Source organism: Pseudomonas algeriensis, from assembly GCF_048847255.1.
In the GTDB taxonomy this organism is placed as follows: domain Bacteria; phylum Pseudomonadota; class Gammaproteobacteria; order Pseudomonadales; family Pseudomonadaceae; genus Aquipseudomonas.
The window spans coordinates 147,244-162,986 of sequence record NZ_JBKKRK010000010.1 but is presented as its reverse complement, the minus strand read 5'-3'; the positions used below and the strand labels follow the sequence as shown (position 1 = coordinate 162,986).

The 15,743-nt window shown below is 60.8% G+C and carries 14 protein-coding genes; 2 read left to right on the top strand and 12 right to left on the bottom strand.

Annotated elements, in window-relative coordinates:
• Positions 1 to 35: 35 nt before the first annotated feature.
• The 11 genes from ACLK1G_RS16915 to ACLK1G_RS16865 all read right to left on the bottom strand — a co-directional run bounded on the left by ACLK1G_RS16915 (position 36) and on the right by ACLK1G_RS16865 (position 11,337).
• Complete coding sequence (locus ACLK1G_RS16915; protein ID WP_420766453.1) at positions 36 to 680, bottom strand: methionine ABC transporter permease; 645 nt, start codon at positions 678 to 680, stop codon at positions 36 to 38.
• Positions 670 to 1,794 (bottom strand): methionine ABC transporter ATP-binding protein, encoded by a 1,125-nt coding sequence (locus tag ACLK1G_RS16910; protein WP_420766452.1) that lies wholly within the window; start codon positions 1,792 to 1,794, stop codon positions 670 to 672. Before ACLK1G_RS16910 ends, ACLK1G_RS16915 begins: the two co-directional genes overlap by 11 nt.
• 2 nt (positions 1,795 to 1,796) lie before the next feature.
• Positions 1,797 to 2,606, bottom strand: coding sequence for a MetQ/NlpA family ABC transporter substrate-binding protein (locus ACLK1G_RS16905; RefSeq protein ID WP_420766451.1), 810 nt, complete (start codon positions 2,604 to 2,606; stop codon positions 1,797 to 1,799).
• A 21-nt stretch (positions 2,607 to 2,627) separates the two neighbouring features.
• On the bottom strand, positions 2,628 to 4,004 hold the full coding sequence (locus ACLK1G_RS16900) for an LLM class flavin-dependent oxidoreductase (RefSeq protein ID WP_420766450.1): 1,377 nt from the start codon (positions 4,002 to 4,004) through the stop codon (positions 2,628 to 2,630).
• Positions 4,004 to 5,197 (bottom strand): SfnB family sulfur acquisition oxidoreductase, encoded by a 1,194-nt coding sequence (locus ACLK1G_RS16895; RefSeq protein ID WP_420766449.1) that lies wholly within the window; start codon positions 5,195 to 5,197, stop codon positions 4,004 to 4,006. The genes ACLK1G_RS16900 and ACLK1G_RS16895 overlap by 1 nt, the downstream gene beginning before the upstream one ends.
• Before the next feature lie 23 nt (positions 5,198 to 5,220).
• Complete coding sequence (locus tag ACLK1G_RS16890) at positions 5,221 to 6,462, bottom strand: SfnB family sulfur acquisition oxidoreductase (protein ID WP_420766448.1); 1,242 nt, start codon at positions 6,460 to 6,462, stop codon at positions 5,221 to 5,223.
• A gap of 250 nt (positions 6,463 to 6,712) precedes the next feature.
• Positions 6,713 to 7,474, bottom strand: coding sequence for a hypothetical protein (locus ACLK1G_RS16885; RefSeq protein ID WP_420766447.1), 762 nt, complete (start codon positions 7,472 to 7,474; stop codon positions 6,713 to 6,715).
• Between the two features lie 436 nt (positions 7,475 to 7,910).
• A complete protein-coding gene (gene tcyN, locus ACLK1G_RS16880; RefSeq protein WP_420766446.1) occupies positions 7,911 to 8,672 on the bottom strand; it encodes an L-cystine ABC transporter ATP-binding protein TcyN in 762 nt (253 codons plus the stop codon).
• 3 nt (positions 8,673 to 8,675) lie between these two features.
• A complete protein-coding gene (tcyL, locus tag ACLK1G_RS16875) occupies positions 8,676 to 9,341 on the bottom strand; it encodes a cystine ABC transporter permease (RefSeq protein WP_420766445.1) in 666 nt (221 codons plus the stop codon).
• Positions 9,341 to 10,141, bottom strand: coding sequence for a cystine ABC transporter substrate-binding protein (gene tcyJ / locus ACLK1G_RS16870; protein ID WP_420766444.1), 801 nt, complete (start codon positions 10,139 to 10,141; stop codon positions 9,341 to 9,343). Before tcyJ ends, tcyL begins: the two co-directional genes overlap by 1 nt.
• A gap of 203 nt (positions 10,142 to 10,344) precedes the next feature.
• Positions 10,345 to 11,337: a D-cysteine desulfhydrase gene (locus ACLK1G_RS16865; protein ID WP_420766443.1), complete on the bottom strand. Its 993-nt coding sequence runs from the start codon at positions 11,335 to 11,337 to the stop codon at positions 10,345 to 10,347.
• Between the two features lie 389 nt (positions 11,338 to 11,726).
• On the opposite strand from ACLK1G_RS16865, the gene betT reads away from it, so the two are divergent.
• The gene (gene betT, locus ACLK1G_RS16860) at positions 11,727 to 13,688 is read left to right on the top strand and encodes a choline transporter BetT (RefSeq protein WP_420766508.1); all 1,962 of its coding nucleotides are present in this window, start codon (positions 11,727 to 11,729) and stop codon (positions 13,686 to 13,688) included.
• Positions 13,689 to 13,848: 160 nt separating this feature from the next.
• Here the strand turns inward: betT and ACLK1G_RS16855 are convergent, their stop codons facing one another.
• Complete coding sequence (locus ACLK1G_RS16855; RefSeq protein WP_420766442.1) at positions 13,849 to 14,589, bottom strand: SDR family oxidoreductase; 741 nt, start codon at positions 14,587 to 14,589, stop codon at positions 13,849 to 13,851.
• Positions 14,590 to 14,714: 125 nt separating this feature from the next.
• Between ACLK1G_RS16855 and ACLK1G_RS16850 the strand changes: the two genes are divergently transcribed.
• Complete coding sequence (locus ACLK1G_RS16850; RefSeq protein WP_420766441.1) at positions 14,715 to 15,605, top strand: LysR family transcriptional regulator; 891 nt, start codon at positions 14,715 to 14,717, stop codon at positions 15,603 to 15,605.
• Positions 15,606 to 15,743 lie beyond the last annotated feature (138 nt).

The window sequence follows — 15,743 nt, the reverse complement described above, 5'->3', positions numbered from 1 at the left end:
TATACCGCAAGCTCGCTCCCACAATGTTTCGCCTCTCAGCGCTTGTTCAGCCGCCGCGCCAACCGATCCCCGCCCAATTGAATCATCGCCACCAATGCCACCAGCAACACGATCACCGTGAGCATGATCTGGCTGTCGAAACGCTGGTAACCGTAGCGGTAGGCAATGTCACCCAGGCCTCCGGCGCCGATCGCCCCGGCCATGGCCGATGAGTTGATCATGGTCACCAGGGTGATGGTAAAGCCGCCGACGATGCCGGGCAGCGCTTCGGGTAGCAGCACATGCCAGACGATGTGCCAGCGCCGGCAACCCATGGCCTGGGCCGTTTCGATCAGGCCATGGTCAACTTCCCGCAAGCTGACTTCGGCGATACGCGCAAAAAACGGCGTGGCGGCAATCGTCAGCGGCACCACCGCGGCCCATACGCCATAGGTGGTGCCGACAATCAATCGGGTGAACGGAATCAGCGCCACCATGAGGATCAGGAAGGGGATCGAGCGGAACAAATTCACAAACCCGCCCAGGGCCTTGTTCAAGGCGGGCGCCTCATAGATGCCGCCCTTGCCGCTTGTGACCAGAATCACCGCCAGCGGAATGCCCGCCAGCAACGCGATCAGCGACGACACGCCAACCATGAGGAACGTGTCGATGAAGCCCTGCAGCAATCGGTCAAACCACATAACCCAACACCTCCACCCGTTGTGCCCAGTTGCCCGCACGTTGACGCAGTTCATCAGCGCCCCATGACGACCCGCTCACCGCCAGCAGCAACTGCCCCAGCCCGTGGCCTTGAATTCTTTCCAGGCCGCCGTGCAGCAGCCGTACCCGTCCGCCCAGGGCACTGAACAGGGCCGCGAGGTCTGGTTCGTCGCCGCTGTGCCCCGTGAATTGCAGGCGCAGTACAGTGGCTGCGTCCGCGGAGGTCGGGTGGGGTTGCAAGCGACTTTGCAGTTCGTCGGGCAGTGCGTGCTGCAACGGCGCCAGGAGCGTGCGGCTGACGTCATGCTGCGGGTCGCCGAAGACTTCCCAGACCGGCCCTTGTTCGACGATCCGTCCTTGTTCGAGCACCACCACCCGCTCGCAGACTTCGCGGATGACCGCCATTTCATGGGTGATCAGCACGATGGTCAGGCCCAGCCGCTGGTTGATCTCACGCAGCAAACCGAGGATCGATTGAGTCGTTTCCGGATCGAGCGCCGAGGTGGCCTCGTCGCACAACAGGATCTGCGGGTCATGGACCAGCGCCCGGGCAATCCCGACACGCTGCTTCTGACCGCCCGAGAGCTGCGCCGGATAGGCGCCGTGCTTACCTTGCAGGCCGACCAGTTCCAACAATTCGCGAACCTTGTGCAGACGTTGTTCCTTGGGCACGCCGGCAACCTTGAGCGGCAGCTCGACGTTCTGCCACACCGTCTTGGCCGACATCAGGTTGAAGTGCTGGAAGATCATGCCGATGCGCCGGCGCAGCTCCACGAGACGATCTTCATCGAACTCGCCGATGTCCACCTGATCGATCAGCACCCGTCCGCTGGTGGGTTGTTCGAGGCGGTTGATGGTGCGGATCAGCGAGGACTTGCCCGCGCCACTGCGGCCGATGATGCCAAAGACCTCGCCGCGCTGGATCGCCAGGTCGATGCCTTGCAGCGCGGCCACCGGGCCCTGGGTGCCAGGGTAGGTTTTGCCGAGGCCGATGAAGCGCACATGGGCATGGTTCAGTTCTGGATGCAGCTCGGCCTGGTCGGCGATGTGGGGCGCGGGGGCTTCATGGCGGAGTCGAGCGTTGACGGCACTCATGATCAGCCTTCCCAGCCGGCTTGGTAGAGCTTGCCGTGGGCCTTGTCCAGGGCCGCGCGAACGGCAGGCGAGTGCTGGTAGATGTCGACGAACTTGATCAGCCTTGGATCGTTCTCGCTCTTGGGCTGGATCACGAACTGGATGACATATTCCTTGTGGTCGAGGCCGTCGAAGAGCAAGGCAGACGTCGCGTCGAAGGTGTTCGCGAGGCGAATGTAGGCTGGATAACCTTGTACCAGATCCGCGTCTTCATAGGCACGCACCAACTGCACGGCTTCGACTTGCAGGATCTTGAGCTTCTTTGGGTTGGCGATGATGTCGTCTTCGGTGGCCTTGTAGCCGACGCCCGGCTTGAGCTGGATCAGCCCGGCCTTGGCCAGCAATTGCAAACCGCGTCCGCTGTTGATCGGATCGTTGGCAATGGCCACGCTGGCGCCTTCGGGCAACTCGTCGAAGCTTTTGTACTTCTTCGAATAGAGGCCGACGTTGTTGATGATTCCCGGTGCGAACGGCACCAGGTCGAAACCGGCGGCGGCCTTGGCGTTCTCCAGGAACGGTATGTGCTGGAAATAATTCACGTCGATGTCGCCCGAAGCGAGGCTGACGTTAGGCGCAATCCAGTCGCTGAATTCCACCAGTTCGACTTTCAGGCCTTGTTTGCCGGCCTCTTCGACGGCGGCCTCCAAGGGAATGGCGAACGCAGCGGTGGTGCCGATTTTCAACGGGGCGTCGGCGGCGAACAATGCCGAGCTGAACAGGCCGAAAGCCAGGGCCAGGGTTCTGACTGGCAGAGTGAGGAAGTGCTTGGTCATGTCGGATATTCCAGTCATCGATTAATTGAGTGATGCGCCTTTGTGGCGGTAGGTTGAGCCGGTATGTTGTTCGGGCAAATGAGCCCCCCCGTGAAACAGCTTTTCCCGCAACGTGCCATCGTCGTATTCGGTCTTGTACGACCCGCGTCGCTGCAGCTCGGGAATCACCAGGTCGATGAAGTCCAGGTAACTTTGCGGCGTGACGATGCGGGTCAGGTTGAAGCCGTCGAGGCCGGTTTCGGCGATCCAGGATTCCAGCTCATCGGCGACCTGTTCGGGCGAGCCGACCACCGTGATGTAGCGACCGCCCAAGGCGTGTTGCTCCAGCAATCTGCGTCGGGTCCAGTCGTTGTTTTGCAGGGTCTTGGTGGCGGACTGGATGGCGTTGCTCTTCACGTACTGGATCGGTTCGTCCAGTTCGTACTCGGCAAAATCAATGCCCGTCGAGGCGGAGAAATGCGCCACTCCGGCCTCGGCGCTGGCGTAGCCCAGGTACTCGGCATGCTTGGTCCAGGCCGCCGCTTCGGTTTCGGCGACGATCACGTTCAGGCCCATGAACACTTTGATGTCTTCGGCATGGCGCCCAGCCGCGAGGGCGCTGGCGCGGACCTTGTCCACCTGGACCTTGGTCGCCGGTTTGTTCTGGCCACTGATGAACACGCACTCCGCATGGCGCCCAGCGAACTGCAGGCCCCGCTCGGAGCTGCCCGCCTGGAACAGTACCGGCGTGCGCTGTGGCGAGGGCTCGCAGAGGTGATAACCCTCGATCTGATAGAACTCCCCCTGATGCTGGACCTTGTGCACTTTCTCTGGCCGGGCATAAATCCGCTGCTCGCGATCGTTGATGACCGCGTCGTCTTCCCAACTGCCTTCCCATAGCTTGTAGAGCACTTGCAGGTACTCGTCGGCCTGGTCGTAGCGCCGGTCATGCTCGACCTGCGCGGTAAGGCCCATGGCCTTGGCGGCGCTGTCCAGGTAGCCGGTGACGATGTTCCAGCCAACCCGTCCGCGGCTCAGGTGGTCCAGCGTGCTCATGCGCCGGGCGAACAGGTACGGCGGTTCGTAGGTCAAGTTGGCGGTGAGGCCAAAGCCGAGGTTCTTCGTCACTGCGGCCATTGCCGATACCAGCAGCAACGGGTCGTTGACCGGCAGTTGAATCGATTCTTTCAGCGTGACGTCCACGGACTGCTGGTAAACGTCATAGACCCCGACGATATCGGCAATGAACAACCCGTCGAACAAACCTCGCTCCAGCAACTGGGCCAGCCCGGTCCAGTATTCAATGGTGTTGAACTGGGTCGAAGTGTCCTCTGGATGGGTCCACAGACCGTGGTTGATGTGCCCGATGCAGTTCATGTTGAACGCGTTGAGGAGGATTTTTTTCTTGCCGGCCGCCATCAGATCGTCCCCCGCAGCGGCGGTTTTTCATCGTTGAGGTAGAAGTTGCCGACCGCGTGATATTTCCAGCGCACCGGGTCGTGCAGGGTGTGCACTCGGGCGTTGCGCCAGTGGCGGTCGAGGCCATGTTCGGCCAGGGTCGCCTGGCTGCCGGCCAGTTCGAACAGCGTGCTGCCGGCGGCGAGGGAAATTTCAGTGCTGAGGGCCCGGGCTTCGGCCACGGCGATCGAGGCCGCCGCCACCGTTTCTGCGTTCGTGTCGGCCTGGGCGCGGTCAAGAAGTTCACCGGCGCGTTCCAGCAAGGCTTCGGCGGCATGCAGGCGAATGCTCAGGTGGCCAAAGCTTTTAAGAGTGTGCGGGTCCTGGGTGGCGACGTCGCTGGTGGCGTCGATCCACGGACGGGTTTTGCTGCGGACAAAATGCAGGGCGTCTTCATAGGCGGCGCGGGCGATGCCGGCGTCGATGGCGGCGTGGAGGATCTGCGCCAACGGGCCTACCGGCGTTGGGCGTTCGAAGGCGCTCTGGAAGGGCACGATGTCTTCGGCACTGACAAGGACATCCTCGAACACCACCGAGCCGCTGCCGGTGGTGCGCTGGCCGAAACCGCTCCAGTCGTCGATCACTGTCAGGCCCTTGCTGCTGCGCGGGACGAACGCCAATTGCTGCACGCCGTTTTCATCCACCACCGAGGTGGGGATGCGCTGGGCATAGATCGCCCCGGTGGCGTAGAACTTGCGGCCGTTGATGCGATAGGCCTCGCCGTCGCGACGCAGTTGGGTGATGCGGTCATGGGCCGTCCTCGTCCCGAGTTCCGCCAGGGCATTGCCGAACCGCTTGCCGGCCAGCACCTCGGCGTACAGCCGTTGCTTCTGGGCCTCGCTGCCGTTAACCCGCAGCACTTCCAATGCATAGAAATGATTTTGCGGAATCTGGCCGAGCGAACCATCGGCCTGTGCGATCAGCGCGATGACCTTGGCCAGCGTGACGTTGGATACGCCCGCACCGCCGTAGGCCTTGGGCACGCTGATGCCCCAAAGGCCCGCGCGAGTGAACGCTTCCAGCTCCGCAAGAGGCAGACGCCGTTCGCGGTCGCGCAGGGCACTGTCGCGTTTGAAGTCATCAGCCAGGTCGCTGGCGACAATCAAGGCTTGTTCATCGCTGGTGATCACCGCGACGTGTGGGGAAAACGTCATGTGCTGCTCCAGAGTCGGGGTCGTCAAATCCAGGAGTGCCGGGCCGGCAAGGTGCCGTTCAGGCGGTAATCGCCGACCGCGTGGTATTTCCAGCGCACGGGGTCGTGCAGGGTGTGGACCCGTGCGTTGCGCCAGTGGCGATCAAGGTTGAATTCAGCGAGGGTGGCGCGGCTGCCGGCCAGCTCGAACAGTTTCTCGCTGGCGTGCAGGGCGATTTCGGTGGTCAGGACCTTGGCTTCGGCGACGGCTATCGAGGCGCGGGCGGCGGACTGTTCGGTGATCGGCGCGGCATTGACCTGGTCAAGCACCTGCCCGGCCTTGCGCAGCAAAGCCTCGGCGGCGTGCAGTTCGATCTTCAGCTTGCCGACATCGGCGATGACATACAGATCGTCACTGGCCCGCTCGACGTTGGCGTCGATCCAGGGGCGCGAGCGTTTGCGCACGAAGTCGATGGCATCGTCGATGGCGCCGCGGGCGATGCCCAGGTCAATAGCGGCCTGGATCAGTTGCGAAAATGCTCCTTGCACGTTGGGCGTGTCGTTGATGCGCCAGTTGTCCAGTACCAGCTCGGCGTCGACCCGCACATCGTTCAGCAGCACCGTGCCACTGGCCGTGGTGCGCTGGCCGAAGCCCGACCAGTCATCAACGATCCGCAGGCCCGGTGTGCCGCGTCGCACGAAGGCCAATACCTGGCGACCCCCCTCGTTCAAGGCCTTGACGGCGACCCAATGGGCGAACAGCGCACCGGTGGAATAGAACTTCTGCCCGTTGATGACATAGCCGTCACCGTCGGCCGTGATCCGTGCCTTGAGTTCCAAGGTGTTGCGGGTGCCGCGCTCCGGTCCGGCATTGCCGATGCGCCAGCCCTCCAGCACGCTTTGGAGAAGCAATCTCTTCTGCCGCTCGGTGCCCGTGGCAAGAATCAGCTGGAGCACGCCGAACTGGTTCTGGGGAATCTGACCAAGGGCCGGATCGGCAGCGCAAATGATCGCAAACACCTCGGCGATCGTGACGCAGGAGACTTGCGGGCCACCGTAATCGCGGGGCACGGCAATGCTGCCGAGCCCGCTGCGGGTGAATTGCTCAATTTCCGACCAGGGCAGCTTGCGTTGCTGGTCGCGACGCGCAGCTTGCTGGCGCGCCAATTGCGCCAGTTCATGGGCAGCTTTGATTGCTTCGGCATCGGTGCGCAGCACCTGCGCCGGCAGCAATGATGGGGCGATGTCCAGGTCGCTCTGGACCTTTGCCTGGGCCAGATCGGACATCACAGCCACTCCGTGGCTGCACGCAGTGCCTTGGCGCCCTGCATTGGGGTGATTGTGTTCCGTACCATACCCACCTCACATCTCAAGAAAACGCCGCGATGAAGCGGCGACCAAAATCAAGAATGTCCGGTGGTCCGGTTTATATACCCTAAACGCGCAGATATTATTTTTGAACTAACTTTTAGGAATAACCATAGGCTGGATGTGATACCGGCGTGGCCTGCCCAGATACGACTACGGAAGAGAAACGTCACGGCGCCCGGCGTCGCGGTTCAGCGGCCACGAGCAGGTCTGTCGGCGGATTCTTCATATACGGGTTGGCGCAACCGATCTTCAACGTACGCGGCGGAGCCCAGCGGGAATTGTTGCCCACCCGGTCGATGATGCAATAGGTCACTTCCAGACGCAGGTCCTCGCCCGCTTCCATGATGACTTCCGGCGGAACCCAGACGTGGACCGGTTGGCCTACTTCACAAGGCTTGATCCTTGGCAGGTCCATGCGCACGTCGCCCCAACGCACGGTAATCGCATCGTCGGCGGCCATGTTCAGGTAGGGCTCGATCGTCACCGGCACGCCACGTCTGATCTGGTTCGGGTTCACGCCTTGGCGGCGGATGGTTTCCGGGATCCGCACCGGCGCCAGGCTCTGGTTTTCATCACCGGTCAAGGCCGACGGTTGGCCACCGGGGCAGTCCAGCTTGACCTGAACCTGTCGCGCCGCGGACAGCGCCGGCCCGCGTCCGATTTGCATGACGCGGTAGTGGACGCGGGAGGTCCCGTTGACAATGAAACTCTCCGGTACCCGCAGGCAAATGCTTGCGCGCAGGTCCGATTCTGTAAGCAGGCGGGAGCCGACGTAGCAGTTGTCCCAGAATAATTCGACCAGATCCCCCGGATCCATGCCGGGGTAGGGCGCTACAACGACCTCCAGGTGCGCGGCGCTGGTGATATTGATGCCGCTGCTGGCCAAGGTGGGCGCGGGCAACTCAGGGGTATGCGACGTACATGTCATGGGTGTTCTCCTTGATGTCTAAACGCACTACGTTCCGGAAATATCGAAGACGTGAATAATTGCCGCGTTACTTGGTTTTAGGATGCTCGTTGATTTTTATTGAAGATAAGTAAAGCGCTTCGCCTGTTTGCGTCTAGATAAAGGTTGGAGAGTTTCAGTGTCAATAGAAGCGCTTGCGCAAAAGTTGATAATGTCAGGCTTCAGAAATGTCCTACGCATTGCTGTTAAGAATACGTTGTTCTGGTCGTACTTTTCCTCGGGCGTTGGGGTTCGAGGCTTTGCAGAGTGCGGATAGGCTGATCTCAGTCGAGGCGCGACTGAATAACTTTCTAACTTGGCTGGATAAGTAAAGGCGGGAAGTTCACGTTTTGCTTTGAATGTGGGATGTTGCAAGTTGTCTTACTTCCATCCTTGGAAGTAACGACATTGTGCTGCTTTAGTGCGTGCCGTGTCCGGCTGAGAGGAACTTGCTGAGGAACTGTCGGGTACGCTCTTCTTTCGGTGCTTCAAACAATGCCTTGGCTTCGCCTTGTTCAACGATCACGCCTTTGTCGAAGAACACCACGCGGTTTGCCACATCCCGGGCGAAGCCCATCTCGTGGGTCACGATGACCATGGTGCGTTTTTCTTCGGCCAAGCCACGAATGGTTGCCAATACTTCACCCACCAGTTCCGGGTCGAGGGCCGAGGTGGGCTCGTCGAAGAGGATCACCGCCGGTTCCATCGCCAGCGCCCGGGCGATTGCCACGCGCTGTTGCTGGCCACCGGACAGGCGCCTTGGATAGGCGTTTTCCTTGCCGGCCAAGCCGACTTTCGCCAACAGTTTGCGACCCAGCGCTTCGGCGTCGGCACGGGGCGTCTTTTTCACCACGATCGGGCCTTCGGTGACGTTCTCCAGCGCGGTGCGGTGGGGGAACAGATTGAAGTTCTGAAACACGAAACCGACCTGCTGGCGCAAACGACGCACCAGGCCCTGCTGCTGGTTCAAAGGGCGACTGCCATCGATCTCGATGTCGCCTACCTTGATCCGACCGCTGCTGGGCTCTTCGAGGAAATTCAGGCAGCGCAGGAAGGTCGTCTTGCCCGAACCGCTGGGGCCGATGATCGCAACCACTTCGCCTTCTTCGATCTTCAAGTCGATGCCGTTGAGCACCACCTGACCCTTGAACTGCTTTGTCAGTTTTTCCACGACAATCATGGGTCAGGACTCCTGGTCGTGCCGATTGACCCGAGCTTCCAATACGTTCTGCAAGTGCGAAAGCACGGTGGCGAGAACCCAGTAGATCAGCGCGGCGGCAAGATACATGGTGAAGATTTCGAAGGTGCGGGCGGTGATCAATTGCGCCTGACGGAACAGCTCCGGCACCTGGATAGTCGCCGCCAGCGCGGTGTCCTTGACCAGGGAGATGAAGCTGTTGCCCAGCGGTGGCAGGGCCGTACGCGCGGCTTGCGGCAAAATGGCCCGACGCAGAGTCTGGGCACGGGTCATCCCGATGCTCGCCGCCGCTTCCCACTGGCCGCGCTCGATGGAGCTGATGGCGGCCCGCAGGATCTCACAGGCATAGGCCGCCATGTTCAGCGAGAAACCGATCAGCGCCGCTGGAAGCGGGTCCAGCTCGACCCCCAGCTGCGGCAACCCGTAGTAGATCAGGAATAACTGCACGAGCAACGGCGTGCCGCGAAAGAACGACACGTAGGCGCGGGCTATCCAGTTGACCACCTTGAGACGAGACAGGCGCATCAGCGCCAGGCCGAACCCCAGCAACAAGCCGAAGAACATCCCGCCCAGGCTGAGGATGACGGTGTAATACGCGCCCTTGAGCAGGAAGGGCGCGGAGTCCAACGCGAGTTGAAGAGCTGCTTCCATTATTGGGTGACGTCAGCGTTGAAATATTTTTCCGACAGTTTTTTCAGCGTGCCGTCGGCGCGCAGTTTTTCTATGGCTTTGTTCACGGCGGCCAACAACTCAGGCTCCCCTTTGCGCAGGGCGATACCGGCCTCCTGGCGAGAGAAGGCTTCGCCGGCGGCGGTCGTGTCCTTGGCTTTCTTGGCGTATTCCAGCGCGGCGAGGCGGTCGATCAGGATGGCGTCGATGCGGCCAACGCGCAGGTCCTGGAACTTGCTCGGGTCATCTTCGTAAGTGCGTACATCGGCGGTAGGCACGTTGGCCTTGACCCACTGTTCGTAGTTGGTGCCCAAGCCAACGCCGACTTTTTTACCGCCCAGGTCAGCGGCTTTCTTGATGTTCAGCTCGTCGGCTTTCTTGGTCAGGACCAGCGCTTGAATGCCGGAAACAGTGTACGGCTCCGAGAAGTCGTATTTCTTCTTGCGTTCTTCAGAAATGGTCACCTGATTGACCACAGCGTCCAGGCGCTTGGATTCCAGTGCCGCGAGGATGCCTGCCCATGGGGTAGTCTGCAGCTTGACCTTCACACCCAGCTCCTTGGCCAGGGCTTCGGAAAATTCCACTTCGAAACCGGTCAGCTTGCCGTCGGCGTCAACGAAGCTGAACGGTGGGTACGTGCCTTCCAGGCCGATCTTGATTTCACCAGCGTCCTTGATGTTTTGCAGTTGCTCACCGGCAACCGCTTGCCCCAGCAGGCCGGCGCCCAGTACCAGGCCCAGCGAACCCACCAGCAGGTTGCGACGTAATGCGGAAAAATTCATGACAAGCCCCTGTGTTTTCTTAGAAGACATCGTTTGGATGGAAAGGCGTCGCCGCGCTCCGAAAAGATTGCCACATCCTGCCTTAAAGCAGCCAAGACGTCTCGCGGCAAATGCGCCTGCGGCGAGACTATAGGGTGGCTTTTATAGGTTGGAAAATAATATTAAATCCTCCCTATATAACCACATGGATCGTTCTCTTGACCTCAAAACGCCGCGTTGTAGGCAAACAATGCCGGCGCACCACCGGTGTGAAGGAAGATGATCGGGCCCTCGTCGAAGCGGTCGCGACCAATGCCGTCGAGCAGGCCCGCCATGGCCTTGCCGGTGTAGACCGGGTCGAGCAAAAGCCCTTCCTGGCTCGCCAGTAGCTTGACCGCCGCCAGCGTGCCGGCGCTGGGTTCGCCGTAGCGGGGAGCAAAGTATTCATCCCACAGGTTCACTTTGAAGGCTTGCGGGACGGCGACATCCAACAGCTGCGCCGTGCGTTCGGCCAGGCCCTGGACCTTGGGGAATTGATCTTCTTCGCTACGGGAAACCGTCACGCCAATGACCGGAAGCGCGGGCAGGCTTTCGCTCAAGGCCAGCGCCAGGCCGCTGTGGGTTCCGGCACTGCCCGAGGCCAGCACGACGGCGGCGAAATCGATACCGGTGTCCTTGATCTGTTCGGCCAGCTCCAGCCCAGCACGGACATATCCCAGTGCGCCGAGGGCGTTCGAACCGCCAATCGGCACCAGGTAGGGTTTCTTCCCGTTGCTGCGCAGGCGGCCAGCGAGGGCCTGCAATTGTTCGTCGGCGTTATCCAGGTTATCCACCAATTCGACTTTCGCGTCGAACAGGTCAAGCAGCAGTCGATTGCCGTTACCCAGGTAATTGCTGTCGTCGGTGCCGATGGGGTTTTCCAGCAGCGCCACGCAACCCAGGCCCAGCCTGGCGGCCAAGGCAGCCGTCTGGCGGACATGGTTGGACTGGATCGCGCCAGCGGTGATGAGGGTGTCGGCACCTTGGGCCAACGCGTCGGCGCCCAGGTATTCAAGCTTGCGCAGCTTGTTGCCGCCCAGTGCCAAGGCCGTCAGGTCGTCGTGCTTGATGTAGACCTCGCGGCCGAGCCATTGGGAGAGGCGTTCAAGTTTTTCCAGCGGTGTCGGATGACCGAGCAGGTCGAGACGATGAAAGCGGGACAGCTGTTCTTTGATCATGAGTCCGTACTGGTTGTAGGCGATGTCGGACTATAGGCATGTGGATATTCGGGCGGCAACCAGCAATCTTCGGCCCGGCGTGAATGGATATGAAGAAGGGTTTGTAAGCTTCCACAGGGTTCGAGGCAACACTGAACGAATGCGCGCCAGGCAACGTCATACCCAGCCATAGGCTAGTGTATGAAACGTGCCATTTAGCCCGGCGATTAGTCTCTAGTTCCCTATTCATGTTTAACTTGAACGTTCATTCAAGTTAAACCATTGGTTTGCTGCCCGCTCACAACAGGAGGCTTGCCTTTGCCGAGTCCGTTTGTACACATCACTGCTTCGCTTCGCGAGGTGCTCTGTCGATGAGCACTTCGTCCCTCCCATCCAGCGGCCTGGTCCGCATGAATCCGCCAGTGTTTTATTTCTCGGCGACCTTCATCCTGCTGTTCGGCCTGGTTGTCATCACGCTGCCCAAGCAGGCCGGCGCGTGGCTTCTGGCGGCCCAGAACTGGGCGGCCAACACGGTCGGTTGGTATTACTTGCTGGCGATGACCCTGTATCTGATTTTCGTGGTAGTCACTGCATTGTCCGGCTACGGCAAGATCAAGCTCGGAGCCGACCACGACGAACCCGAGTTCAGTTACCTGTCCTGGGCCGGCATGTTGTTCGCCGCCGGGATCAGCATCACGTTGTTCTTCTTTTGCGTTTCGGAGCCGCTGACCCATCTGGTCCAGCCCCCCCAAGGGGAGGCCGGCACCGCCGATGCGGCGCGCCAGGCCATGCAGATCCTTTTCCTGCACTGGGGCTTGCACGGCTGGGGCGTCTTTGCATTCGTCGGCATGGCCCTGGCGTACTTCGCCTACCGGCACAATTTGCCGTTGGCCTTGCGGTCGGCGTTGTACCCGCTGATCGGCAAGCGCATCAATGGCCCGATCGGTTATGCAGTGGACGGCTTCGGCATCATCGCGACCGTGTTCGGCCTGGGCGCGGACATGGGGTTTGGAGTGCTGCACCTCAATTCCGGGTTGGATTACCTGTTCGGCGTCGCTCACACGCAGTGGGTCCAGGTTGGCCTGATCGTACTGATGATGGGGGCGGCGATCATCGTCGCCGTGGCGGGTGTCGATAAAGGTGTGCGGGTCATGTCCGACATCAACATGCTGCTGGCCTGCGCGCTGTTGCTGTTCGTGCTGTTTGCCGGGCCGACGCAGCACCTGCTCAACACGCTGATTCAGAATTTGGGGGACTACCTCGGCGCGCTGCCGATGAAAAGTTTCGACCTGTACGCCTACAACAAGCCCAGTGACTGGCTGGGCGGCTGGACCGTTTTCTACTGGGCGTGGTGGATCGCCTGGTCGCCGTTCGTGGGGCTGTTTATCGCACGGATTTCCCGTGGCCGTACGATCCGCGAATTCGTGTTTGGCGTGCTTTTGATTCCACTGGGTTTCACCCTGGCGTGGATGTCGATCTTCGGCAACAGTGCCCTCGACCAAGTACTGAACCACGGCATGAGCGCCTTGGGCATGTCCGCCCTGGAAAACCCGTCGATGAGCCTTTACCTGCTGCTGGAAACCTATCCGTGGAGCAAGACGGTGATCGCGGTCACGGTGTTTATCAGCTTCGTGTTTTTTGTCACGTCCGCCGATTCAGGCACCGTGGTGCTTTCGACATTGTCTGCCAAGGGTGGCAGCCCCGATGAAGACGGGCCGAAATGGCTGCGTGTGTTCTGGGGGGCGATGACCGCTCTGGTGACCAGTGCCTTGCTGTTTTCCGGCAGCATTGATGCGCTTAAGTCAGCGGTGGTGCTGACGTCGTTGCCGTTCTCCATGATTCTTTTGCTGATGATGTGGGGGCTGCACAAGGCGTTCTATCTCGAATCCCAGAAGCAGATTGCGCAATTGCATTCCCTCGCGCCGGTGGCGGGATCTCGCCGGGGCACGGGCGGCTGGCGCCAGCGTCTGAGCCAGGCGGTGCATTTCCCTTCCCGGGACGAGGTGTACCGTTTCCTGGACACCACGGTGCGCCCTGCCATTGAAGAAGTGAAAGCGGTGTTCGCTGAAAAAGGCCTGGCGGTGATGACCCAGCCAGACCCGGCCAACGACAGCGTCAGCCTGGAGATCGGCCACGGCGAGCAGCATCCGTTCATCTACCAGGTGCAGATGCGCGGCTACTTCACGCCGTCCTTCGCCCGGGGCGGCATGGGCTCCAAGCAAATCAACAACCGGCGTTACTACCGAGCCGAGGTGCACCTGAGCGAAGGCAGCCAGGATTACGATCTGGTGGGCTACTCCAAGGAGCAGGTCATCAACGACATCCTCGATCAGTACGAGCGGCACATGCAGTTCTTGCATCTGGTGCGCTGAGCTAAGCCCAAGGACGGCGTCAACGAGCTTAGGGTCTGGCACCACCGGCCCCAACGCGAGCAGGCTCGCTCCCACAGGTCAAGGATTCCCTTGTGGGAGCGAGCTTGCTCCGGGCGGCGATCCGACGAAAGCGGTTTGACTTGGGGTTCAGATCGCAGCCTCAGACCAACCCACCATTGGCCCGCAGGATCTGCCCGTTCACCCAGCCGGCAGCCGGGCTGGCCAGGAAAGACACGATGCTGGCAATGTCTTCCGGCTGGCCGAGGCGCTCCAAGGGCGGCATCTTCGCGTAGTGCTGCACCTGCTCTTCGCTTTTGCCGTGCATGAACAGCTCGGTGGCGACCGGCCCCGGGGCCACGGCATTGACCGTGATCTGTCGACCGCGCAGTTCCTTGGCAAACACCTGGGTCAGCGACTCCACCGCGGCCTTGCTGGCGATGTACACCGAATAGCCAGGCAGGTTCAGGCCCACGGTGCTGCTGGAAAAATTCACGATTCGGCCGCCGTCGTTCAGCCGGGTCGCGGCTTCGCGCAAGGTGTTGAACGTGCCCCGGGTATTGATTGCAAACGTGCGGTCGAACAGCTCATCGCTGTGCTGTGCCAAGGGCATGACCTGAAGGATGCCGGCGTTGTTGATCAACACATCGATCTTGCCCAGCTGTGCTTCGACTTCATCGAACATCCGGCTGACATCGGCGGCAACCGACACGTCGGCCTTCACCGCTATGGCCTGGTGACCGGCCTGGCGCAACTGCACGACCAGCCTGGAGGCTTCGGTGGCACTGCTGGCGAAGTTGACGGCGACGGCGAAACCGTCAGTGGCCAGTTGCTTGGCAATCTCTGCACCGATGCCGCGCGAGGCGCCGGTGACAATGGCAACTTTGGAGTTTGGAACAGTCATGGCAAGAATCCCCTGAGATGTCGTGGTAGGTTGAAGCCAGATTCACATGTTTACTCTTGGCGATAAATGCAAGAAAGTTGCCTTGACTGTTCAATATCTCTCAACAATCAGGGCGCAGGATTCCGATGGATCAGGTCAAGGCCATGCGGGTATTTGTCCGCATCTACGAGCGCAGCAGTTTCACCCTGGCCGCTGAAGATTTGAGCATGCCCCGGGCGACGCTGACCCACACGCTCAATCAGTTCGAGGCCTGGTTGGGGGTGCGTTTGCTGGAGCGCAGCACCCGCAAGGTACGCCCGACCCTTGATGGCGAAGCCTATTACCCGCGATGCGTGCAGTTGCTGGCCGAGCTGGAGGAAGCCGAACTGGCGTTTCGCGGCGTGGCGCCCAAAGGCAAGCTGAGGGTGGACCTGCACGGAACCCAGGCGCGATATTTCGTGATCCCAGCGCTGCCTCAATTCATGGCTCGCTACCCCGAAATAGAATTGTTCATCAGCGAGGCGGATCGTTTCGTCGACCTGATTGCCGAAGGCGTTGATTGCGTCGTGCGTTCCGGCACGTTGGCGGATTCGTCATTGATTGGCCGGCGCGTCGCCAATCTTCGGCAGATCACTTGCGCCAGTCCTGCTTACCTTCGCCGGTACGGTGAGCCGAAAAGCCTCGCGGATCTGAAACATCACAAAGCGGTGAATTACGTCTCGCGCAGTACCGGCAAGCTGTATCCGTTCGAGTTCATGGTCGAGGGCGAACTCAAGGAAGTGCCGATCGGGGGCACGTTGTCAGTGTCCGGCGCGGAAATCTACGCCGCGTCGGCCATCGCCGGGATGGGCCTGATCCAATGCCCGCATTACCGGATGGAGGAGCCGATCCGGCAGGGCCTGATCCAGGAAGTCCTCGCCGCGACTCCACCACCTTCCATGCCAGTGTCGGTGCTCTATCCGCACAACCGACACATGTCGCCACGGGTGCGAGTATTCGTGGATTGGGTGGCCCAGGTGTTTGCGCAGGCGCGTTAAGGCTAGGCTATCGGGTCTCTGTGGGAGCGAGCTTGCTCGCGATGAGGCCATACCTGTCGATGATTTGTTGGCAGATCCACCGCTATCGTCGGATCGCCGCCCGGAGCAAGCTCGCTCCACACCTGCCATGCGAACTTT

Excerpts from the sequence above, each read along its gene's own strand:
- ACLK1G_RS16915 (WP_420766453.1), bottom strand. The coding sequence starts at position 680 with ATGTGGTTTGACCGATTGCTGCAGGGCTTCATCGACACGTTCCTCATG.
- ACLK1G_RS16910 (WP_420766452.1), bottom strand. The coding sequence starts at position 1,794 with ATGAGTGCCGTCAACGCTCGACTCCGCCATGAAGCCCCCGCGCCCCAC.
- ACLK1G_RS16905 (WP_420766451.1), bottom strand. The coding sequence starts at position 2,606 with ATGACCAAGCACTTCCTCACTCTGCCAGTCAGAACCCTGGCCCTGGCT.
- ACLK1G_RS16900 (WP_420766450.1), bottom strand. The coding sequence starts at position 4,004 with ATGGCGGCCGGCAAGAAAAAAATCCTCCTCAACGCGTTCAACATGAAC.
- ACLK1G_RS16895 (WP_420766449.1), bottom strand. The coding sequence starts at position 5,197 with ATGACGTTTTCCCCACACGTCGCGGTGATCACCAGCGATGAACAAGCC.
- ACLK1G_RS16890 (WP_420766448.1), bottom strand. The coding sequence starts at position 6,462 with ATGTCCGATCTGGCCCAGGCAAAGGTCCAGAGCGACCTGGACATCGCC.
- ACLK1G_RS16885 (WP_420766447.1), bottom strand. The coding sequence starts at position 7,474 with ATGACATGTACGTCGCATACCCCTGAGTTGCCCGCGCCCACCTTGGCC.
- tcyN (WP_420766446.1), bottom strand. The coding sequence starts at position 8,672 with ATGATTGTCGTGGAAAAACTGACAAAGCAGTTCAAGGGTCAGGTGGTG.
- tcyL (WP_420766445.1), bottom strand. The coding sequence starts at position 9,341 with ATGGAAGCAGCTCTTCAACTCGCGTTGGACTCCGCGCCCTTCCTGCTC.
- tcyJ (WP_420766444.1), bottom strand. The coding sequence starts at position 10,141 with ATGAATTTTTCCGCATTACGTCGCAACCTGCTGGTGGGTTCGCTGGGC.
- ACLK1G_RS16865 (WP_420766443.1), bottom strand. The coding sequence starts at position 11,337 with ATGATCAAAGAACAGCTGTCCCGCTTTCATCGTCTCGACCTGCTCGGT.
- betT (WP_420766508.1), top strand. The coding sequence starts at position 11,727 with ATGAATCCGCCAGTGTTTTATTTCTCGGCGACCTTCATCCTGCTGTTC.
- ACLK1G_RS16855 (WP_420766442.1), bottom strand. The coding sequence starts at position 14,589 with ATGACTGTTCCAAACTCCAAAGTTGCCATTGTCACCGGCGCCTCGCGC.
- ACLK1G_RS16850 (WP_420766441.1), top strand. The coding sequence starts at position 14,715 with ATGGATCAGGTCAAGGCCATGCGGGTATTTGTCCGCATCTACGAGCGC.